General features: G+C 66.2%; 16 protein-coding genes. 11 read left to right on the top strand and 5 right to left on the bottom strand.

All coding sequences use genetic code 11. The features are described 5' to 3' along the window. Positions 1 to 45 precede the first annotated feature (45 nt). Positions 46 to 870, bottom strand: a complete 825-nt coding sequence (locus OGL92_RS07890; protein WP_263142450.1) for an ATPase — start codon at positions 868 to 870, stop codon at positions 46 to 48. Positions 871 to 1,189: 319 nt separating this feature from the next. Here OGL92_RS07890 and OGL92_RS07885 point away from each other — a divergent pair, with 319 nt between their 5' ends. Further along, positions 1,190 to 1,453, top strand: coding sequence for a hypothetical protein (locus tag OGL92_RS07885; RefSeq protein WP_263142448.1), 264 nt, complete (start codon positions 1,190 to 1,192; stop codon positions 1,451 to 1,453). A gap of 2 nt (positions 1,454 to 1,455) precedes the next feature. Here the strand turns inward: OGL92_RS07885 and OGL92_RS07880 are convergent, their stop codons facing one another. Next, positions 1,456 to 2,445: an NAD-dependent epimerase/dehydratase family protein gene (locus OGL92_RS07880; RefSeq protein ID WP_263142447.1), complete on the bottom strand. Its 990-nt coding sequence runs from the start codon at positions 2,443 to 2,445 to the stop codon at positions 1,456 to 1,458. Between the two features lie 100 nt (positions 2,446 to 2,545). Beyond that, complete coding sequence (locus OGL92_RS07875) at positions 2,546 to 3,439, bottom strand: LysR family transcriptional regulator ArgP (RefSeq protein WP_263142446.1); 894 nt, start codon at positions 3,437 to 3,439, stop codon at positions 2,546 to 2,548. Positions 3,440 to 3,632: 193 nt separating this feature from the next. Here OGL92_RS07875 and OGL92_RS07870 point away from each other — a divergent pair, with 193 nt between their 5' ends. The 3 genes from OGL92_RS07870 to OGL92_RS07860 all read left to right on the top strand — a co-directional run bounded on the left by OGL92_RS07870 (position 3,633) and on the right by OGL92_RS07860 (position 7,378). Beyond that, on the top strand, positions 3,633 to 4,235 hold the full coding sequence (locus OGL92_RS07870) for a LysE/ArgO family amino acid transporter (protein WP_263142445.1): 603 nt from the start codon (positions 3,633 to 3,635) through the stop codon (positions 4,233 to 4,235). A 223-nt stretch (positions 4,236 to 4,458) separates the two neighbouring features. Beyond that, positions 4,459 to 5,040: a superoxide dismutase [Fe] gene (gene sodB / locus OGL92_RS07865; protein ID WP_263142443.1), complete on the top strand. Its 582-nt coding sequence runs from the start codon at positions 4,459 to 4,461 to the stop codon at positions 5,038 to 5,040. A 274-nt stretch (positions 5,041 to 5,314) separates the two neighbouring features. Further along, the gene (locus OGL92_RS07860) at positions 5,315 to 7,378 is read left to right on the top strand and encodes a GGDEF domain-containing phosphodiesterase (RefSeq protein WP_263142439.1); all 2,064 of its coding nucleotides are present in this window, start codon (positions 5,315 to 5,317) and stop codon (positions 7,376 to 7,378) included. A 22-nt stretch (positions 7,379 to 7,400) separates the two neighbouring features. Here OGL92_RS07860 and OGL92_RS07855 read toward each other — a convergent pair whose 3' ends face one another. Beyond that, complete coding sequence (locus tag OGL92_RS07855) at positions 7,401 to 8,297, bottom strand: E3 ubiquitin ligase family protein (protein ID WP_263142438.1); 897 nt, start codon at positions 8,295 to 8,297, stop codon at positions 7,401 to 7,403. Next, entirely contained in the window at positions 8,297 to 8,869 is a 573-nt protein-coding gene (locus OGL92_RS07850; RefSeq protein ID WP_263142436.1) for a LemA family protein, read from the bottom strand. Before OGL92_RS07850 ends, OGL92_RS07855 begins: the two co-directional genes overlap by 1 nt. A 179-nt stretch (positions 8,870 to 9,048) precedes the next feature. Here OGL92_RS07850 and OGL92_RS07845 point away from each other — a divergent pair, with 179 nt between their 5' ends. From OGL92_RS07845 to OGL92_RS07815, 7 genes are all read left to right on the top strand, one after another. Next, positions 9,049 to 10,410 carry an imelysin family protein gene (locus OGL92_RS07845; RefSeq protein ID WP_263142434.1) on the top strand — a complete coding sequence of 454 codons (1,362 nt, stop codon included), beginning with the start codon at positions 9,049 to 9,051 and terminating at the stop codon, positions 10,408 to 10,410. Positions 10,411 to 10,576: 166 nt separating this feature from the next. Further along, positions 10,577 to 12,004, top strand: a complete 1,428-nt coding sequence (locus OGL92_RS07840) for a di-heme oxidoredictase family protein (RefSeq protein ID WP_263142433.1) — start codon at positions 10,577 to 10,579, stop codon at positions 12,002 to 12,004. An 11-nt stretch (positions 12,005 to 12,015) separates the two neighbouring features. Then, positions 12,016 to 13,080, top strand: coding sequence for an imelysin family protein (locus OGL92_RS07835; RefSeq protein ID WP_263142431.1), 1,065 nt, complete (start codon positions 12,016 to 12,018; stop codon positions 13,078 to 13,080). Positions 13,081 to 13,120: 40 nt separating this feature from the next. Further along, complete coding sequence (locus OGL92_RS07830) at positions 13,121 to 14,215, top strand: DUF1513 domain-containing protein (RefSeq protein ID WP_263142429.1); 1,095 nt, start codon at positions 13,121 to 13,123, stop codon at positions 14,213 to 14,215. Between the two features lie 72 nt (positions 14,216 to 14,287). Further along, on the top strand, positions 14,288 to 15,919 hold the full coding sequence (locus OGL92_RS07825) for a methyl-accepting chemotaxis protein (RefSeq protein ID WP_263142428.1): 1,632 nt from the start codon (positions 14,288 to 14,290) through the stop codon (positions 15,917 to 15,919). A gap of 220 nt (positions 15,920 to 16,139) precedes the next feature. Continuing rightward, positions 16,140 to 17,291, top strand: coding sequence for an efflux RND transporter periplasmic adaptor subunit (locus tag OGL92_RS07820; protein ID WP_263142426.1), 1,152 nt, complete (start codon positions 16,140 to 16,142; stop codon positions 17,289 to 17,291). A gap of 24 nt (positions 17,292 to 17,315) precedes the next feature. Beyond that, positions 17,316 to 20,372: a multidrug efflux RND transporter permease subunit gene (locus OGL92_RS07815; protein ID WP_263142425.1), complete on the top strand. Its 3,057-nt coding sequence runs from the start codon at positions 17,316 to 17,318 to the stop codon at positions 20,370 to 20,372. The last annotated feature ends 68 nt before the right edge of the window (positions 20,373 to 20,440 follow it).

Here is a 20,440-nt window from a genome sequence, read left to right as displayed (position 1 = left end):
CCCATGAAAAACCCCGCCTCGGCGGGGTTTTTCATATCGGCCGCCTCAGCGGTTGTTGAGCTGTTGCTGCAGGTTCTGCACCTGGCTTTGCAAGGCACTGATGTTACGGGTCACCTGGCCGCGGAACGCATCGAATTCGGCGGTGCTGTTGCTGGCCGTCGGACGGCTATCCATTTCGCTGCGCAACACCAGAAGATCCTGCTCGAGGCGGGCGATGGCCTGGGTCGGGTCGCCCTGTTTCTTCAGGCCCGCGATCTCCGCGGACAGGGCCTTGAGCTGCGTATCCAACTGGGCCAGCGCCGCCTGGCCGGCGGCCGAGAATTTGTCCTGGGCCTCGGTCAGCGCCTTGAGACGGGCGTCGAGCTGGGCATTGGCGTCCTGCTGCGCCTTCACGTCCGCAGCCAGTTGTTCCAGGCGCTTGTCCACTCCGTCCTGCTGGCCGAGCGCCCCTTGTTGCTGGGTGCCAAGCTCGGCCAACTTGCCTTCCAACTGCTTGACCCTCAGCTTCAGGGCTTCGCTGCCGCTGGTGACGTTGGATTCCGTCGCCACCACCTTGCCGCTGATGTCCTGGATGCGGCCGGCGGCTTCCTCGCTGATGCGGGCGAAGCTCTCCTGGGTCGCCACCAGTTGCTGCTCCATCAGGGATATCTGCTGGAAGCTCCACCACCCGAGACCGCCCAGGGCGATCACCAAGGCTCCGATCAGTGCCCACAGCGGCCCGGTCGCGGGCCCGCGCGGCCGGGCGTCGACGGCGCGGCCATAGCCTGCCGGGGCGTCCGCGGCCGAATGAAGCGGACCCAGCTCGCGGTCGCGTACATCGGTGGTCAGGCTGGGCACATCGTCCAGCTCGTCGAAAGCATCGTTGCGCATGGGAAACCTTCGGAAGAACGCTCAACAGCGATGGGCGCGCAGTATACCGATTCCACACGGCGCCCAGCAGTTTCGCGCCAAGGCGGTGCGAGCTGCACCGCAACGGCGCCGAGCCGGAGCGGGTTCCCGCCGCACAGCCAGAACAAAGGGTTTTTGTGAACTGGTACGCGAATTGCTGACCGGCTCCGGTGGGCATTCGGCGCATAACGGGCACCAGATCCGAACATGCCGCCCGGCGCGCACGCGCGACTCCGGTCGAACGCGGCGAGCCACCCGACACGCCGGCCCTGCCGGCATTCTTCGAACAGGGGGATAGCGCATGGAATTGACCAAGGCAGTACTGGATTGCATGCAGGCGATACGCCGCCGGTTACGCGAGGAACAGGCGCTGGATATCCGCCTCAATCAGGCGGACGCGATCACGGCCATGCTGGCCGCCTGCGGCCAGTCGGAAAATCCCGATACCCAGGCGCTCGGCGAACGCCTCGCCGAACTCAGCGGCACGCAGGTCGCGGCACCCGCGCTGACCGAAGAGCAATTGATTGAGAAGTACACTCAGTACGCCGGCCCGCTGCGCGGATGAAATCAGCGCTGGCGTGCCTTCCAGTCGTCGCAGAACTCGTCGAGCGCGTTCCATAGGCTGACGCGCGGCTCATAGCCGAGGTACTGGCGGGCACGCCCGATGTCCAGGGTGAAGTCCTTCGCCATCACCGCGACGCCGAGCCGGGAAAGCGCCGGCTCCGGCCGTCCCGGCAGCAGGCGGCAGAGCGTCTCGTTGAGGGTCGCCGCCCACTGCATGGGCGCCAGGGGCACATGCCGGGTCACCGGCGGCAGGTCGAGGCGGCGCATCACGTAGTTGACCACGTCCCAGAGCGGGACGGGCTGCCCGTTGCTGATGTTGTAGGCCTTGCCCAGCGCCTCTCCGGTGGCCAGCAACGCGCACAGGATCGCCTCGTTGAGGTTCTGCACGCTGGTGAAGTCGGCGCGGTTGAGACCCTCGCCGACGATCGCCAGGCGCCCCTTGCGCTGCATCGCGATCAACCGCGGGAAGATGCTGGTATCGCCGGCGCCCGTGACGAAGCGCGGACGCAGCAGGATCGTCTCCAGGCCGAACTCCTCGGCGGCGAACACCTTGCGCTCGGCCAGGAACTTGGTCTTGCCGTAGTGATCGGCGAAGCGCCGGGGCACCTGCTCTTCGCGGATGCCGAGGTGGCTGTGGCCGTCGAAGTAGATCGACGGCGAGGACAGGTGTACCAGGCGGCGGACCCTTTGCTTCAGGCAGGCTTCCACCAAGTTCTCGGTCACCTCGACGTTGGCCTGGTGGAACTGCGCGTAGCGACCCCAGACGCCCACCGAGCCGGCGCAGTGCACCACCATCTCGATATCGCTACACAAGCGCCTGGCGAACGCGGGGTCGCCCAGGTCGCCCGGCAGGTACTCCGCGCCGGCCGCACGGAGCTCGCGCGCCGCATCCACCCGACGCCCGTTGATGCGCACGCCGAACCCCTGCTCCAGCGCAAAACGCGCGAAGCGTCCGCCGATGAAGCCACTCGCCCCGGTCACCAGAATCTTCATATCGCTCTCCTCAGCCAGCGGCTGACTCTACCAGCGCGACGAACCGCCCGCCCTGGCGTTGCGAGCCAAACCCGAGGCCATTGCGGTCGAGCGGCGCTTTTCATGCCGGCGGCACCAACCAGGCCGGCGCCTGCCGGCGCAGGTGCTCGGTGAGGCTCGCCAGCAAATCGCCGCCGTTACGCCAGTGGTGCCAATACAGCGGCACGTCGATCGGCCGCTCCGGCAGCAGCTCCAGCAGCTCGCCAGCGGCCAGCGCCGTGCGCGCCTGCAGCTCCGGCACCAGGCCCCAGCCGATCCCCGCCAGGGCGAGCCTGAAGAAGCCGTCCGCCGACGGGCACAGGTGATGCAGAAAACCGCCCCCGATGCCCAACGCCGCCAGGTAGCGATGCTGGAGCTGGTCATCGGAGCCGAACACGATCGCCGGCACCGCCGCCAGGCGGTCCTTCCGCAGCCCCTGGGGAAAATGCCGGGCCATGAACGCGGGGCTCGCCACCGCGCGGTAGCGCATGGCGCCCAGCGGAAGGCTGCGTGCTCCGGACACCGGCCGCTCGGAGCCGCAGAGGCAACCGGCCACCTCGCCGGCGCGCATGCGCCGCAGCCCGACATCCTGGTCCTCCACCACCAGGTCGAGCAGCACCCGGCGTTCGGCGCAGAACGCCGCGCTCGCCGAAGCCCACCAGGTCGCCAGGCTGTCGGCATTCAGCGCGATGCGCAGGCGCTCCGGCGATCCGCCCTCGTCCAACGCCGGCACCTGGCCCTGCAGGTCGCGCTCCAGCAGGCGTACCTGCTGCACGTGGTTGAGCAGGCGTCGGCCGACTTCCGTCGGGGTCGGCGGTGTGGCGCGCACCAGCACCGGCTGCCCGATCCGGGCCTCGAGCAACTTGATCCGCTGGGAAACCGCCGATTGCGACAGGCCCAACGCCTGCGCAGCCCGCTCGAAGCCGGCCTGCTCCACCACCGCCGCCAGGGCGGCGAGCAATTTGTAATCGAACACGAGACCCCTTATGAATTTAACTAATGCATGATCAGGAGGATTCGTTTCGCTTATACCAGCAGAACTGCCAAGGTGCGCTCGATTTCACTCGGAGCCGCCCCCATGTCCCGTCACGCCCCCACGCCTTCGTTCCACCTTGCCGCGCCCTGTCGCGGGCCCGACCGGCCCTCCCGCCCGGGGGAGTCCTGACGCCATGTGGCAGAGCTACCTCAACGGGATGCTGGTCTGCGCGGGACTGATCATCGCCATAGGCGCCCAGAACGCGTTCGTCCTCGGCCAGGCCTTGCGCCACGAGCACCACCTGATGGTGGCGGCGGTCTGCGTGCTGTGCGATGCCTTGCTGATCTGCGCCGGGGTCTTCGGCGTGGCCCGCCTGCTCACCGAGAGCCCCACGCTGCTGGGTCTGGTTCGTGGCGGCGGCATCCTTTTCCTGCTCGGCTACGGCGTCAAGGCGCTGCTGCGCGCTTGGCGCCCCCAAGGGCTGGAGCGTGCCGGCGAGAGCCGCAGTCATTCGCGCACCGCGGTGCTGCTGTCGACCCTGGCGATCACCTTGCTCAACCCCCACGTCTACCTCGATACCGTCCTGCTGATCGGCTCGCTCGGTGTCCAGCAGGCCTCGCTGGCCGCCTACGCGGCCGGTGCCACCAGCGCTTCGCTGATCTGGTTCTTCGGCCTGGCGCTCGGCGCGTCCCGGCTGGCGCCCTGGCTGGCCCGCCCGCTCACCTGGCGCCTGCTCGACCTGAGCGTCGCGCTGATGATGTTCGGGGTGGCGTTCCAGCTCCTTCTGGGCGACTAGCGTTTTGCGCTCCCGACGCCTTTGGGGAAAGCATCGGCGAAAGGCCGGCGAGCCCTTTGCCATCGGCTTTTCCATACAGTTGCCGCGTGGTTATGCCGCAGGTCGGATGCTATGATCCGGGGTTCGCGGCCAGAAGAGTACAAACTCACCAGCCGCACATTGGCCGCCCGTGAACGGCCTCGCGCTCGTCGCAAAATATCCTGACCTGAGAAGGAGATAGATCATGGCTTTCGAATTGCCGCCGTTGCCTTACGAAAAGAATGCCCTCGAGCCGCACCTCTCCGCCGAAACCCTGGAATACCATCACGACAAGCACCACAACACCTACGTGGTGAACTTGAACAACCTGATCCCGGGGACCGAGTTCGAAGGCAAGAGCCTGGAAGAGATCATCAAGACCTCTTCGGGCGGCATCTTCAACAATGCCGCACAGGTGTGGAACCACACCTTCTACTGGAACTGCCTGACGCCCAATGGCGGCGGCCAGCCCACCGGCGCGCTGGCGGAAGCCATCAACGCCGCCTTCGGCTCCTTCGACAAGTTCAAGGAAGAGCTGACCAAGACCGCCATCGGCACCTTCGGCTCCGGCTGGGCCTGGCTGGTGAAGAAGGCCGACGGCTCCCTGGCCCTGGCCAGCACCATCGGCGCCGGCAACCCGCTCACCAGCGGCGACACCCCGCTGCTGACCGTGGACGTCTGGGAGCACGCCTACTACATCGACTACCGCAACCTGCGTCCGAAGTATGTCGAGGCATTCTGGAACCTGGTGAACTGGGACTTCGTGGCCAAGAACTACGCCGCCTGATCCTGCCAGACCGCTCGAAGAAACCCGGCCTACGCCGGGTTTCTTTTTTCGTACCCTCCGTCTTCGCACCCAGTGTCGCCCTTCCTGCCTTAAGCCTGCGTTCACCTGTCGCACCGCCATGGGCGACACATGCCCGAGGCGGCGTTATTCTCCCAGCGTACGCGCTGGATCGATGAAACGGGCCACCGGTGTAATGGCCCTTTGACGGCTTACATCTGTTTGCCAATACTCACATCGGTCTGATACCCCTCCGGCATCGAACAAGGAGTTCTACTTGAAGCTGGAACTCAAACACAGCCTGTCGCTGAAATTGCTGCGCGTGGTGTTGCTCTCGGCCTTGGTGGTAGGAGTGCTGTTGAGTTGCGCGCAGATCGTTCTGGACGTCTACAAGTCCCGGCAGGCCGTGGCCAACGATGCGCACCGGATCCTCGGGATGTTTCGCGACCCCTCGACCCAGGCGGTGTACAGCCTGGACCGGGAGATGGGCATGCAGGTCATCGAAGGCCTGTTCCAGCACGAGTCGGTGCGGGTCGCCGCGATCGGTCACCCCAACGAGCCGATGCTGGCGGAGAAGGAGCGGCCCCTTTCGAGCCTGCCCACCCGCTGGTTGACCGACCCGATCCTCGGCCAGGAACAGACCTTCAGCACCCGCCTCGTGGGCAAGGGGCCCTACGGCGAGTACTACGGCGACCTCAGCATCACCCTGGACACCGCGCCCTACGGCGAAGATTTCGTCATGAGCTCGGTGATCATCTTCATCTCCGGGGTCCTTCGAGCCCTGGCCCTGGGGATGGTGCTCTACCTGGTCTATCACTGGCTGCTGACCAAGCCGCTGTCGAAGATCATCGAGCACCTGAGCAACATCAACCCGGATCGACCCAGCGAACACAAGCTCCCCATGCTGCCGGGCAACGAGAAGAACGAACTGGGGCTGTGGATCAACACCGCCAACGACCTGCTGGCCTCCATCGAACGCAACACCCACCTGCGCCGGGAAGCGGAAAACAGCTTGTTGCGCATGTCGCAATACGACTTCCTCACCGGCCTGCCCAATCGCCAGCAATTGCAACAGCAGCTCGACCAGATCCTCGAAAACGCCGGGCGCATGCAGCGGCGGGTCGCGGTGCTCTGCGTCGGCCTGGATGACTTCAAGGGCATCAACGAACAATTCAGCTATCAGATCGGCGACCAGTTGCTGGTCACCCTTTCGGATCGCCTGCGCGCCCACAGCGGGCGCCTGGGCGCCCTGGCTCGCCTGGGCGGCGACCAGTTCGCCCTGGTCCAGGCCGATATCGAGCAACCCTACGAAGCGGCCGAACTCGCCCAGAGCGTGCTGGACGACCTCGAGGCGCCGTTCGCCCTGGAACAGCAGGAAGTACGGCTGCGCGCCACCATCGGCATCACCCTGTTCCCGGAGGATGGCGACAGCACCGAGAAGCTGCTGCAGAAAGCCGAGCAGACCATGACCCTGGCGAAGAACCGCTCGCGGAATCGCTACCAGTTCTACATCGCCAGCGTCGACAGCGAAATGCGCCGCCGCCGGGCCTTGGAGAAGGACCTGCGCGAAGCCTTGCCGCGCGGAGAACTGTACCTGGTCTACCAGCCGCAGGTGGACTACCGCGACCACCGCGTGGTGGGCATCGAGGCCTTGCTGCGCTGGCAACACCCGCAACACGGCCTGGTGCCGCCGGACCTGTTCATTCCCCTGGCGGAACAGAATGGCAGCATCATCGCCATCGGCGAATGGATCCTCGACCAGGCCTGCCGGCAACTGCGCGAATGGCACGACCAAGGCTTCACCGAACTGCGGATGGCGGTGAACCTGTCCACCGTGCAGTTGCACCATGCCGAGCTGCCGCGGATGGTCAACAACCTGCTGCAGATGTATCGCCTGCCGCCGCGCAGCCTGGAGCTGGAAGTCACCGAAACCGGCCTGATGGAAGACATCAGCACCGCCGCCCAGCACCTGCTGAGCCTGCGCCGCTCCGGTGCATTGATCGCCATCGATGACTTCGGTACCGGATACTCATCACTGAGCTACCTGAAGAGCCTGCCCCTGGACAAGATCAAGATCGACAAGAGCTTCGTCCAGGACCTGCTGGAGGACGAGGACGACGCCACCATCGTTCGCGCCATCATCCAACTGGGCAAGAGCCTCGGCATGCAGGTGATCGCCGAGGGCGTGGAAACCCTCGAGCAGGAGAACTACATCATCGCCCAGGGCTGTAACGAGGGTCAGGGCTACCTGTACAGCAAGCCGCTGCCCGCCCGGGAACTCACGGCGTTCCTCAAGCAGGCGCGCCGTCTCAACTCGGCGGCCAATCCGGCCACGCTCTGACGAACCGGGCCACCCTGCCCACTCACAGATAAACCCCGAGCATCCAGGCGCTGGCCAGCGCGCCCACCAGGCAAACCGCGGCCCCCAGCAGGGCCTGGCGCCGCAGCCGGCCGACCAGGGAATCCTCGGCCTCGCTGGACAGAATGAACGGCAATGCCTCCGCCGGCCGACCCAGCTGATTCCGTGCGGGCGCCAGAACTGCCTGGCGTTGGCGATCCTCCGCTTCGAGGCGCGCGGCCAGGCGCGCGCGCGCCCATTCCGCTTCGCTCAGTTGCCCATCGCCATCGCTGTCGAAGCGCTTGAGCAGATCGCCGTAGTCGCGTTTCCATTCACGGATCACCGCGCCTTGCGCCGCTTCTGCGTCGAACGCCTGGCCGCCGCCGCCCAGGGTACGGAATTCGCCGATGGCATACAGGGATTCGCCCACATGGAAGCGCTCCTCGATATAGCGGTAATCGTTACCGCCGCTGAGCAGGTCGAACAAACCGTTCGATGCGCGCCTGGCCGAGGGGCGCGGGGTGTCGCCCTGCCAGACCTCGCGGGTGGCCGGGCGTATCTCCGCGCCGCGGGGATCGATCAGACACTCGCCGGTGCCGTCGTCCAGGCGCAGCCAGGCCTCGCTGCTGCCCATGTCGACCACCCGGAACTGGCGGTTCTTGCCGCTGCCGCTGCGTTCCTCGATGCGGAAGCGCCACCACAGGCAAGGCGTGCCCGAGAGCGGCGCCACGATGATCGCCTCGGGTTGCGCCAGCAACTGCCCGTTCAATTCGACGTAGCCCTGCGCCGCCGAGCGAATCTTCGAGGTCGGGGTATCCAGCAGGACGCGCGCCTGGGCCAGGCGTCGCAGGCACCACCATCCGCCCCCCAGGCAGCCACCCAGGCCGAAAGTGAGGCCGAAGGCCAGTTGCTGCAGGTCCATCAGCCGAACAGCGACTTCATGTCCACGTCGGCCTTCTCGGCCTCGCTGAATACCAGCAGCTCGGCCGGCTTGAAGCCATAGCGGCGGGCGATCAGCACATCGGGGAATTGCTCGATGCGCACGTTGTTCAGGTTCACCGCGTCGTTGTACAGCTCGCGGCGGTCGGCGATACCGTTCTCCAGGCCGGTGATGCGTTGCTGCAGGTGCTGGAAGCTTTCGTTGGCGCGCAGTTGCGGGTAGTTCTCCGCCAGGGCGAACAACTGCCCGAGGCCGCTGCGCAAGCCGCTCTCGGCCTGCCCCAGCGCGGCGATGTCGCCCTTCTCGCGAGCGCTGGCCACGGCATTGCGAGCGAGGATCACCGCCTCCAGGGTGCCGCGCTCGTGCTGCATGTACTGCTTGCAGGTTTCCACCAGCTTGGGCAGCTCCTCGTGGCGCTGGCGAAGCAGCACGTCGATGTTCGCCCAGGCCTTGGCGACCCCGTGCTTGAGCCGCACCAGGCCGTTGTAGAGGATCACGCCATAGGCGATGACGAGGAACAGGACGACCAGCAGGGCGACTAGGACGAGGTTCATGAAGGGCTCTCCGGAAGGTTGCTGGCATTCTAACGGCACGGGTGGTTCTTCAACGAGAACCCCCTCACGGGATTTAACCTGGCCAAATGCCTCATCGGCCTTTTCAAAAATGCAAATCTTTCGCATTATGTCGCGGTTTTCCAGCGTATCCGCCAACACCTAAAGCAAAGGACTCCGCCATGATCCGTACGCCTTTGGCCACTGCCAGTTTGCTGGCCATCGCCATTTCTCTCGCCGGTTGCGGCGACGACAAGGAAAAAGCCGCGGCACCGCAGGCCCCTGCCCCGGCCGCGAGCACCGCCGCGCCGGCTCCGGCCGCGACTCCCGTGGCGGCGACGGCCGGCAAGGTCGACGAAGCGGCGGCCAAGCAGGTCGTGACGCATTACGCCGACATGGCCGAGGCCGTGTTCAGCGATGCCCTGAGCACCGCCCAGACGTTGCAGAAGGCGATCGACGCGCTGCTCGCCAACCCCAGCGACGCCACCCTGAAAGCCGCCCGCGAGGCCTGGCTGGCCGCGCGCACCCCGTACTCCCAAAGCGAAGCCTTCCGATTCGGCAACCCGGTGGTCGACGAGTGGGAAGGTCAGGTCAACGCCTGGCCGTTGGATGAAGGCCTGATCGACTACGTCGCCGCCGATACCGCCCAGGCCCAGGGCAACCCTGCGGCCACCGCCAACATCATCGCCAACACCGAGATCCAGGTCGGCGAAGACAAGATCGACGTCAAGGAAATCACCGGCGAGAAACTCGCCAGCCTGAACGAGCTGGGCGGTTCCGAAGCCAACGTCGCCACCGGCTACCACGCCATCGAATTCCTGCTCTGGGGCCAGGACCTGAACGGCACCGGCCCGGGCGCCGGCAACCGTCCGGCCAGCGACTACCTGGAAGGCGCCGGTGCCACCGGCGGCCACAACGACCGTCGCCGCGCCTACCTCAAGGCCGCCACCGACCTGCTGGTGAGCGACCTGGAAGAAATGGCCGGCCAGTGGAAAGCCGGCGTCGCCGACAACTACCGCGCCAAGCTGGAAGCCGAAAGCGGCGAGAACGGTCTGCGCAAGATGCTGTTCGGCATGGGTAGCCTATCCCTCGGCGAACTGGCGGGCGAGCGCATGAAAGTGGCGCTGGAAGCCAACTCCACCGAAGACGAGCACGACTGCTTCAGCGACGACACCCACCACACCCTGTTCTACAACGCCAAGGGCATCCGCAACGTCTACCTGGGCGAGTACAAGAAGGTCGACGGCACCACCCTGAGCGGCGCGAGCCTGTCCTCGCTGGTGGCCAAGGCCGACGCCCAGGCCGACGCCACCCTCAAGGCCGACCTGGAGGCCACCGAGGCCAAGCTCCAGGCGCTGGTGGACAGTGCCGAGAAGAACGGCGTGCACTTCGACCAGTTGATCGCGCCGGACAATACTGCCGGCCAGCAACTGATCCGTGACAGCATCGCGTCCCTGGTCAAGCAGACCGGTGCGATCGAGCAAGCCGCCGGCAAACTCGGGATCAACGACCTGAACCCGGACAACGCCGACCACGAGTTCTGATCAGCGCGCCGGGAACCGCGGCGCAACGCCGCAGTTCCCGGCGATCCCACGGATTCCGGCGCTTCGCGCCCTTCCGAGGCGCTCGGCAAATGCTAATTGCTCTTATTCAAAACCCCCTGGCCTGCTAAGCTTGCCGCCCTTGTCCGCGCTGTCCTGGATTCCCGCGATGCCCGCCCCTACGGCCCTTCGCCGCCTGCCCCCCTTGCTGCTGGCCCTGTGCCTGGCGGCGTGCGACCAGGCTCCGCGTTTCACCCAGGCCGAGCCGGGCGAAGCACTTTCCGCCGGTGCTGCGACGGTCAGACAGGTCGGACGCAACGCCTTCTCCATGCCCTCCGGCAACCTTTCGCCCACCCGCCGGCTGGACTTCAGCGTCGGCAACAGTTTCTTCCGCAACCCCTGGGTCATCGCCCCGTCCTCCACCACCGCCCGCGACGGCCTCGGCCCGTTGTTCAACACCAACGCCTGCCAGAACTGCCATATCAAGGATGGCCGCGGCCATCCGCCCGGACCCGACGCGGACAATGCGGTGTCCATGCTGGTGCGGCTGTCGATCAAGCCGCTGGCCACCGCCGAGCACGCCGCCCTGGTGAAGCGCCTGGGCGTGGTGCCCGAGCCAGTCTATGGCGGCCAGTTGCAGGATGTCGCGGTTCCGGGCGTCGCCCCCGAAGGCAAGGTGCGCATGGACTACGAATACCTGCCGATCGCGTTCGCCGACGGCACCCGGGCGCAGTTGCGCCGCCCCACCCTGCGCATCACCCAGCTCGGCTACGGCCCGCTGCACCCGCAGGTGGAGATGTCCGCGCGGATTGCCCCGCCGATGATCGGCCTGGGCCTGCTCGAAGCCATCCCGGAAGACGCCATCCTGGCCAACGCCGACCCACAGGATCGCGATGGAGACGGCATCCGCGGCCGGCCCAACCGGGTCTGGGACGATGCCCGCGGCGAGACCGTTATCGGCCGCTTCGGCTGGAAAGCCGGGCAACCCAGCCTGAATCAGCAGAACATCCATGCATTCGCCGCGGACATGGGCCTGACCACCTCGGCGTTGCGGCATGACGACTGCACGCCGGCGCAGACCGACTGCCTCGCCGCCATCGACGGCGGCGACCCCGAGGTCAGCGACCACATCCTCGCGCAGATGCTGTTCTATACCCGCAACCTCGGCGTACCCGCGCGCCGCCAGGTCGAGGCGCCGGCGGTGCTGCGCGGCAAGGCGCTGTTCCACCAGGCCGGCTGCCAGCGTTGCCACGTGCCCGCCTTCACCACCGCCGCCGACGCGGCGGAGCCGGAACTGGCCGGGCAGCTCATCCGCCCCTACACCGACCTGCTGCTGCACGACATGGGCGAGGGGCTGGCCGACCAGCGCGGCGAATTCGAGGCCAGCGGCCGCGAATGGCGCACGCCGCCGCTGTGGGGCATCGGGCTGACCGCGGCGGTCAACGGCCACACCCAGTTCCTCCACGACGGCCGTGCGCGCAACCTGCTGGAGGCGATCCTCTGGCACGGGGGCGAGGCCGAATCGGCCAAGCAGTCCGTCCTGACCTTCGATGCCGAGCAGCGCGACGCGCTCTTGGCCTTTCTGAACTCACTCTGAGGAGCCCAAGCATGTTCCGTCCGAAACTGCTGTTCACCAGCCTCGCCGCCCTGGCCCTGGGCGCCTGCGCACCGCAGGACCCGCAGGCACAGACGTCCGCGGCACTGGCCAAGCAGGTGATCCTGCCCACCTACAGCCGCTGGGTCGAGGCCGACCGCCAACTGGCGGCCAGCGCACTGGCGTATTGCTCCGGCAAGGCCGACCTGGACAAGGCCCGCGCCGACTTCCTCGCCGCGCAGAAGGCCTGGGCCGAGTTGCAGCCCTTGCTGGTGGGCCCGCTGGCGGAAGGCAACCGCGCCTGGCAGGTGCAGTTCTGGCCGGACAAGAAGAACCTGGTCGGCCGCCAGGTCGAGCAACTGGTGAAGGCCCAGCCGCAGATCGACGTCGCCGCCTTGGCCAAGGCCAGCGTGGTGGTGCAGGGCCTGTCGGCCTACGAATACATCCTGTTCGACAGTGCCCTCGACCTGGCCGACGAAGCCCAGCGGGCGCGTTATTGCCCCCTGCTGGAAGCCATCGGCGAACGCCAGAAGAACCTCGCCGAGGAAATCCTCGGCAGTTGGAACAGCAAGGACGGCATGCTCGAGCAACTGAGCAAGTTCCCCAACCCGCGCTATGCCGACTCCCACGAAGCCATCGCCGAACTGCTGCGGGTGCAGGTCACCGCGCTGGACAGCCTGAAGAAGAAGCTCGGCGCCCCGCTCGGCCGCCAGAGCAAGGGCATTCCCCAACCCTACCAGGCCGAGGCCTGGCGCAGTCAGGCCTCGCTGGCCACCATCGGCGCCAGCCTGGCCAGCGCCGAAACCCTCTGGCAGGGCGTCGACAAACAGGGGTTGCGTACCCTGCTCGGCGACGACCAGAAAGCCCTGGCGGACAAGATCGACGCGGCCTATCGCGAATCGCGCCGGCAGTTCGACGCCCTCAAGCCGCCCCTGGCCGACCTGCTCGCCAGCGAGGATGGCCTGAAGCAGTTGAACGCCTTCTACGACAGCCTCAACGTCGTCCACCGCCTGCACGAAGGCGAACTGGCGCGGGCCCTGAACGTCCAGCTCGGCTTCAACGCCAACGACGGCGACTGAGCCCAGGGCTCGAGTCCCGTCCAACGAACAGGAGCGCATCATGCTGCGTCGACATCTCCTCGGTCTCGGTAGCCTGTTGCTCGGCGGGATGACGCTGGGCGGCTGGACGTTGAGCCGCAAGACCGCGAAACCCCTGCTGCTGTCCGCCCGCGACGATGCCGACGGCCAGCACTACGCCGTAGGCTATCGCCTCGACGGCAGCCAGGCGTTCGCCACGCCCGTGGCACAACGCTGCCACGACATCGTCGAACATCCCGCCCAGCCCCTGGCGTTGTTCGTCGCGCGGCGCCCCGGCACCCAGAGCTACCTGCTCGACCTGCGCGACGGGCGCCTGCTGCAAACCCTGGAATCCCCGCCGGACCGCCACTTCTACGGCCACGGCGTGTTCCACCGCGACGGCGAATGGCTGTACGCCACCGAGAACGACCTGCGCGACCCCGGTCGCGGCGTCCTCGGCGTGTACCGCTTCGACGGCGAGCGCCTGCTCCGGGAGCGCGAGCTGTCCACCCATGGCCTGGGGCCGCACCAGGTATCCTGGATGCCCGATGGCGAAACCCTGGTGGTGGCCAATGGCGGCATCCGCACCGAGGCGGAGAGCCGGGTCGACATGAACCTGCACGCCATGGAGCCGAGCCTGGTGCTGCTGCGCCGCGACGGCGCGCTGATCTCCAAGGAAACGCTGGCGCAGGCGATGAACAGCGTGCGGCACCTGGCCATCGCCCGCGACGGCACCATCGTCGCCTGCCAGCAGTACATGGGCGAATCGACCGACAGCGCCGACCTGCTGGCGATCAAGCGTCCGGGCCAGCCCTTCCAGCCCTTCCCGGTCGCCGAGGCACAACGCCAGGCGATGAACCAGTACACCGCCAGCGTGGCGATCCACGATGCCCTGCGCCTGGTGGCGGTGACCGCGCCGCGCGGCAATCGCTTCTTCATCTGGGACCTGGACAGCCAGCGACTGCGGCTCGATGCGCCTTTGCCCGACTGTGCCGGGATCGGCGCGATCGCCAACGGGTTCGTGGTCACCTCCGGCCAGGGCCGCTGCCGCCTGTACGATTGCCGTCGCGCGGAGATCCTCGGCAAACCCCTGGAACTGCCGGCGGGACTCTGGGACAACCATCTGCATCTGGCGTGACTCCGCGCGGCGCGCCGAGGCGCCGCCGGCTGGCCTACACTGACGACTCCTCCCGACGTGCCGAGGCGCATCATGTTCCTGCAACGCTCTCTTCGCAGCCAATTGCTGGCTTTACTGGGCGGCAGCCTGAGCCTGATCCTGGTGATCGCACTCGCCTGCTTCCTGCTTCTATCCAATGGCATCCACGCCTACCGTGGGTTGCTCGACGGCACGCTGGAAGCCTCGCGACTGGTGGACGAGGCCAACTTGGAATTCAAGGTGCAAGTGCAGGAATGGAAGAACGTCCTGCTGCGCGGCAAGGACCCGGCGAACCTGAACAAGTACTGGGGGCAGTTCGAAAGCCAGGAGGCCAAGGTGCAGGCCATCCTCGGCCGCCTGGTCGACTCGGCCAACGCCCAGGGCGAGCGCGACCTCAAGGCCCAGGCGGAAAAACTCCGCGACGAACACCGCAACCTGGGCGCCGCGTATCGCAAGGGTCGGGCCGACTTCCTGGCCGCCGACGCCAATCCCCAGGTGGGCGACGCCGCCGTGCAAGGCATCGACCGCTCGACCAGCGAACAGATGACGGCGCTGGTAGGGCAGTTGCACCAGCACGGACAGGCGCAAGCGGAGAGCATCGGCGCGCGAGCCAACGACACCATCGTCGTCGGCATCGGCGTGATGCTGGCCTCCAGCCTGTTGATCGGCCTGACCAGCCTGTGGCTGATCAATCGACGTCTGATCCAGCCGATCCGCACCCTGATCGATCATATCGAGGCGCTCAGCCGGGGCGATTTCGGCCAGCGCATGGACATTGCCCGGCGCGACGAACTGGGAAGCCTCGCCACGGCGGCGAATACCCTGCGCGACTTTCTGGCGGCGACCTTCGAGCGCCTGAAGCACAGCACCACCAACCTGGATGGCGCCAGCGGCGAGCTGAACGCCATCGCCGGCCTGATGGCCGAGGGCACCCGCGAGCAGTTTTCCCGCACCGATCAGGTGGCGACGGCCATGCACGAAATGTCCGCCACCGCCCAGGAAGTGGCTCGCCATGCGGCCGATGCGGCACGCGCCGCCGACGAGGCCGACCAGTCGGCACGCCAGGGCGAAACCGTGATGCGCGCCACCATCGCCACCATCACCGCCATGCGCAGCGAGATCACCAACACCGCGCAGGTGATCCGCCGCCTCGAGGAGGACAGCGGCCGGATCGGCAAGGTGCTGGAAGTGATCCGCGGCATCGCCGAACAGACCAACCTGCTCGCCCTCAACGCGGCCATCGAGGCCGCCCGGGCCGGCGAACAGGGCCGAGGCTTCGCCGTGGTCGCCGACGAGGTCCGTACCCTGGCGCAACGCACTGCGGAATCCACCGCGGAAATCCACCAGATCATCGATACGGTGCAGAGCGGCGCGGGCAATGCGGTACGCGCCATCGACGGCGGCCAGCAGCGCAGCGAGGAGAGCGTCACCCAGGTGACGGAGGCCGGCAGCGTGCTGCAACGCATCACCGCGGCGGTGGAAGCGATCCGCGACATGAACCGCCAGATCGCCACGGCGGCCGAGGAACAGACCTCCGTGGCCGAGGACATTTCCCGCAACCTGACCGAAATCACCGCCATCGCCACCACCAACGAAAAACACGTGCAACGGACCCAGGCGGCCAGCCGCGACCTGCATGGCCTGTCGAGCGGCCTGAACGAACTGTCCGGCCGCCTGCGCGCCTGAACCCCGGCATCCCGGCTGCCGGCGAAGCGCCGCTGAATATCCGCTTTCGCGGCGCGTTACTTGGAAAGACCCGACACCGTCCGGACGCCCGGCTCCGCTGGGCATTCCCCGGCAATCTTTTGCAAATGCGCCGCTTTGACGGAATGCGACGAGAAGGAATACTGTGTCGCCCCCTGCCTATTCCCCAGGCTATCCATCTGCCTTGCCAAGGAACCGGAATATGTTGCTCCGCCGCATGCTGATCATGCTGGGCGTCGTCATCCTCGTGGTGCTCGTCCTCGCCGCCTATAAAGGTTTCACCCTCTACCAACAGATCCAGGTGTTCAGCGCGCCCCAGCCGCCGATCAGCGTATCCGCGCAAACGGCCGACGACATGGCCTGGCAGAGCCGCCTGCCGGCGATCGGCACCCTGCGTGCCTATCAAGGCGTGGACCTCACCGTCGAGGTCGGCGGCACCGTGCGTGACGTGCTGTTCAAGTCCGGCGAGAAAGTGGCTCAGAACCAGCCGCTGATCCAGATGGACAGCGACGTCGAGCAGGCCAGCCTGGCGACGGTGGAAGCCCAGCTGGGCCTGGCGCGCCTGGAGTTCGAACGCGGGCGCAACCTGGTCAACCGCCAGACCATCTCCAAGAGCGAGTTCGACCGACTGTCCGCGGAGCTGCAGAAGGGCAACGCCAGCGTCGCGCAGTTGAAGGCGACCCTGGCGAAAAAGCGCATCCTCGCGCCCTTCGCCGGCACCATCGGCATTCGCCGCGTGGATGTCGGCGACTACCTCTCCTCGGCCACCACCATCGCCACCCTGCAGGACCTGAGCAAGCTCTACGTCGACTTCTTCCTGCCGGAACAGAGCGTGCCCAAGCTGGCGATCGGGCAGAAGGTGAACGTCAGGGTGGCGGCCTACCCCGATGAAACCTTCGTCGCCGAAATCAATGCGCTGAACCCCAAGGTGGAGAACACCACGCGCAACGTGCAGGTGCGTGCGCTGCTGGACAACCCCGGAAACCAGCTGCTGCCGGGTATGTTCGCCAACCTGGAGGTGTTGTTGCCGGACATGCAGCAACGGGTGGTGCTGCCGGAAACCGCGATCACCTACACCCTCTACGGCAACTCGGTCTACGTGATCGACGAGAAGAAAGGCGAAGACGGCCAGCCGGTGAAGGACGACAAAGGCGAAACGCAACTGGTGGCGGAGCGTCGCTTCGTCGAGACCGGCGAGCGTCGCGACGGCAAGGTGGTGATCCTCAAGGGCCTGCAAAAAGGCGAGCGCGTCGTCACCTCGGGCCAGTTGAAACTGGATAACGGCGCTCACGTCGTCATCGTCCCCGAACAGCCCGGACAGGCCGCTCAGGAAACCCCGGTCAGCGCGGGTTGACCGCCGGCCAAAAGGAATTTCACCATGGCTTTTACCGATCCTTTCATCCGTCGCCCGGTACTGGCGACCGTGGTCAGCCTGCTGATCGTGCTGCTGGGTTTCCAGGCGTTCGGCAGCCTGGTGATCCGTCAGTATCCACAGATGGAAAACGCCCTGATCACGGTGACCACCGCCTACCCCGGGGCTAACGCCGAGACCATCCAGGGCTATATCACCCAACCGCTGCAACAGAGCCTGGCGAGCGCCGAAGGCATCGACTACATGACCTCGTCGAGCCAGCAGAACCTGTCGATCATCTCGATCTACGCGCGCATCGGCTCCAACTCGGATCGCCTGTTCACCGAGTTGCTGGCCAAGGCCAACGAGGTGAAGAACCAGTTGCCCCAGGACGCCGAGGACCCGGTGCTGCAAAAGGAGGCCGCCGACTCCACGGCGCTGATGTACATCAGCTTCTACAGCGACAAGCTGTCCAACCCGCAGATCACCGATTACCTGTCCCGGGTCATCCAGCCGAAGCTGGCCACGCTGCCGGGCATGGCCGAGGCGGAAATCCTCGGCAACCAGGTATTCGCCATGCGCCTGTGGCTCGACCCGGTGAAGATGGGCGCCTATGGCGTCACCGCCAGCGACGTCAGCGAGGCGGTGCAGCGTTACAACTTCCTTTCCGCCGCCGGCGAGGTGAAGGGCGAGTACGTGGTCACCAGCATCAACGCCACCACCGACCTGAAATCCCCCGAGGCCTTCGCCGCCATCCCGGTGAAGACCCAGGGCGACAGCCGGGTGTTGATCCGCGATATCGCCCGGGTGGAAATGGGCGCCGAGAACTACAACTCGATCAGTTCGTTCGACGGCATCCCCTCGGTGTACATCGGCATCAAGGGCACGCCGAGCGCCAACCCACTGGACGTGATCAAGCACGTGCGGGCGATTCTGCCCGAGCTGGAGGCGCAACTGCCGCCCGACCTCAAGGTATCCATCGCCTACGACGGCACCCGCTTCATCCAGGCGTCCATCGACGAAGTGGTGAAGACCCTCGGCGAAGCCGTGCTGATCGTGATCGTGGTGGTGTTCCTGTTCCTCGGCGCCTTCCGCTCAGTGCTGATCCCGGTGATCACCATCCCGCTGTCGATGATCGGCGTGCTGTTCTTCATGCAGCTGATGGGCTACTCGATCAACCTGCTGACCCTGCTGGCCATGGTGCTGGCGATCGGCCTGGTGGTGGACGACGCCATCGTCGTGGTGGAGAACATCCACCGGCACATCGAGGAGGGCAAGACCCCCTTCGACGCCGCCATCGAAGGCGCCCGGGAGATCGCCGTGCCGGTGATCTCCATGACCATCACCCTGGCGGCGGTCTACGCCCCGATCGGCTTCCTCGCCGGCCTCACCGGCGCGTTGTTCCGCGAGTTCGCCCTGACCCTGGCGGGCGCGGTGATCATCTCCGGGATCGTCGCCCTGACCCTGTCGCCGATGATGTGCTCGCGCCTGCTGCGCCACGAAGAGAACCCCTCGGGCCTCGCGCACAAGCTGGATCACCTCTTCGAGCGCCTGAAGAGCCGTTACCAGCGCATGCTCCACGGGACCCTGAATACCCGCCCGGTGGTGCTGGTGTTCGCCCTGATCGTGCTGTGCCTGATCCCGGTGCTGCTGATGTTCACCAAGAACGAACTGGCCCCGGACGAAGACCAGGGGATCGTGTTCATGATGGCCAAGGCGCCGCAGCCGACCAACCTCGAGTACCTGAACAAGTACACCGGCGAATTCATGGAGATCTTCAAGGCGTTCCCCGAGTACTACTCCTCGTTCCAGATCAACGGGTTCGACGGCGTGCAGTCGGGTATCGGCGGCTTCCTGCTGAAACCCTGGGATGAGCGCGACCGCTCGCAAATGGAGCTGCTGCCGCTGTTGCAGGAGCGCCTGAACCAGATTCCCGGTCTGCAGATCTTCGGCTTCAACCTGCCCTCGTTGCCGGGCACCGGCGAAGGCCTGCCCTTCCAGTTCGTGATCAACACCCCGAACGACTATGCCTCGCTGCTGCAGGTGACCGAGCGGATCAAACAACGCGCCCAGGCTTCCGGCAAGTTCGCCTTCCTCAACGTCGACCTGGCTTTCGACAAGCCCGAGGTGGTGGTGGAAATCGATCGCGAGAAGGCCGCGCAAATGGGCGTGTCCATGCGCGACCTGGGCAGCACCCTGGCGTTGTTGCTCGGCGAAGGCGAGATCAACCGCTTCACCATCGAAGGGCGCAGCTACAAGGTGATCGCCCAGGTCGAGCGCGCCTACCGGGACAATCCGGGCTGGCTGAACAGTTACTACACCCGCAGCGAAAATGGCGAGATGGTGCCGCTGTCGACCCTGATCAAGGTCCACGACAGCGCGCGCCCGACCCGCCTGAAACAGTTCCAGCAGCTCAACTCCGCGATCATCGAGGGCTTCCCCATCGTCAGCATGGGCGAAGCGATCGACACCGTGCGGCAGATCGCCGAAGAGGAGTCGCCCCGCGGGTTCGCCTTCGACTACGCCGGCGCCTCGCGGCAATACGTGCAGGAAGGCAGCGCCCTGTACCTGACCTTCGCCCTGGCATTGGCGATCATCTTCCTGGTGCTGGCCGCGCAATTCGAGAGCTTCCGCGATCCCTTGGTGATCCTGGTAACCGTGCCCCTGTCGATCTGTGGCGCCTTGCTGCCGTTGTTCCTCGGCTGGTCGAGCATGAACATCTACACCCAGGTGGGCCTGGTGACGCTGATCGGCCTGATCAGCAAGCACGGCATCCTGATCGTCGAGTTCGCCAACCAACTGCGGCGCGAGAAAGGCCTGAACGCGCGGGACGCAGTGGAAGAAGCGGCGTCGATCCGTTTGCGCCCGGTTCTGATGACCACCGCGGCGATGGTGTTCGGCATGGTGCCGTTGATCCTGGCCACCGGTGCCGGTGCGGTGAGCCGTTTCGACATCGGCCTGGTGATCGCGACGGGCATGTCCATCGGGACCCTGTTCACCCTGTTCGTGCTGCCTTGCGTCTACACCCTGCTGGCCAAGGACGAGGTCCACGTGGCGAGGGTGGTTCCCGCACCTCAGCCTTGAAACGAAAGGGCGCGCTTCCCCTGGGGGAAGCGCGCCCTTTTTTTGCGAGCCCCGCACCGCTCGAGTCA

The organism is Pseudomonas sp. RIT-PI-AD (assembly GCF_025642785.1).
In the GTDB taxonomy this organism is placed as follows: Bacteria; Pseudomonadota; Gammaproteobacteria; order Pseudomonadales; family Pseudomonadaceae; genus Pseudomonas_T.
Note: the sequence above shows the minus strand (reverse complement) of the source record. Positions and strands in the feature narration are given on the sequence as shown.

Bases quoted from the DNA above. Each gene is read 5' to 3' on its own strand.
- OGL92_RS07830 (WP_263142429.1), top strand. From the start codon at position 13,121: ATGCTGCGTCGACATCTCCTCGGTCTCGGTAGCCTGTTGCTCGGCGGG.
- OGL92_RS07825 (WP_263142428.1), top strand. From the start codon at position 14,288: ATGTTCCTGCAACGCTCTCTTCGCAGCCAATTGCTGGCTTTACTGGGC.
- OGL92_RS07845 (WP_263142434.1), top strand. From the start codon at position 9,049: ATGATCCGTACGCCTTTGGCCACTGCCAGTTTGCTGGCCATCGCCATT.
- OGL92_RS07855 (WP_263142438.1), bottom strand. From the start codon at position 8,297: ATGGACCTGCAGCAACTGGCCTTCGGCCTCACTTTCGGCCTGGGTGGC.
- OGL92_RS07885 (WP_263142448.1), top strand. From the start codon at position 1,190: ATGGAATTGACCAAGGCAGTACTGGATTGCATGCAGGCGATACGCCGC.
- OGL92_RS07850 (WP_263142436.1), bottom strand. From the start codon at position 8,869: ATGAACCTCGTCCTAGTCGCCCTGCTGGTCGTCCTGTTCCTCGTCATC.
- OGL92_RS07815 (WP_263142425.1), top strand. From the start codon at position 17,316: ATGGCTTTTACCGATCCTTTCATCCGTCGCCCGGTACTGGCGACCGTG.
- OGL92_RS07870 (WP_263142445.1), top strand. From the start codon at position 3,633: ATGTGGCAGAGCTACCTCAACGGGATGCTGGTCTGCGCGGGACTGATC.
- OGL92_RS07835 (WP_263142431.1), top strand. From the start codon at position 12,016: ATGTTCCGTCCGAAACTGCTGTTCACCAGCCTCGCCGCCCTGGCCCTG.
- OGL92_RS07880 (WP_263142447.1), bottom strand. From the start codon at position 2,445: ATGAAGATTCTGGTGACCGGGGCGAGTGGCTTCATCGGCGGACGCTTC.
- OGL92_RS07820 (WP_263142426.1), top strand. From the start codon at position 16,140: ATGTTGCTCCGCCGCATGCTGATCATGCTGGGCGTCGTCATCCTCGTG.
- OGL92_RS07890 (WP_263142450.1), bottom strand. From the start codon at position 870: ATGCGCAACGATGCTTTCGACGAGCTGGACGATGTGCCCAGCCTGACC.
- sodB (WP_263142443.1), top strand. From the start codon at position 4,459: ATGGCTTTCGAATTGCCGCCGTTGCCTTACGAAAAGAATGCCCTCGAG.
- OGL92_RS07840 (WP_263142433.1), top strand. From the start codon at position 10,577: ATGCCCGCCCCTACGGCCCTTCGCCGCCTGCCCCCCTTGCTGCTGGCC.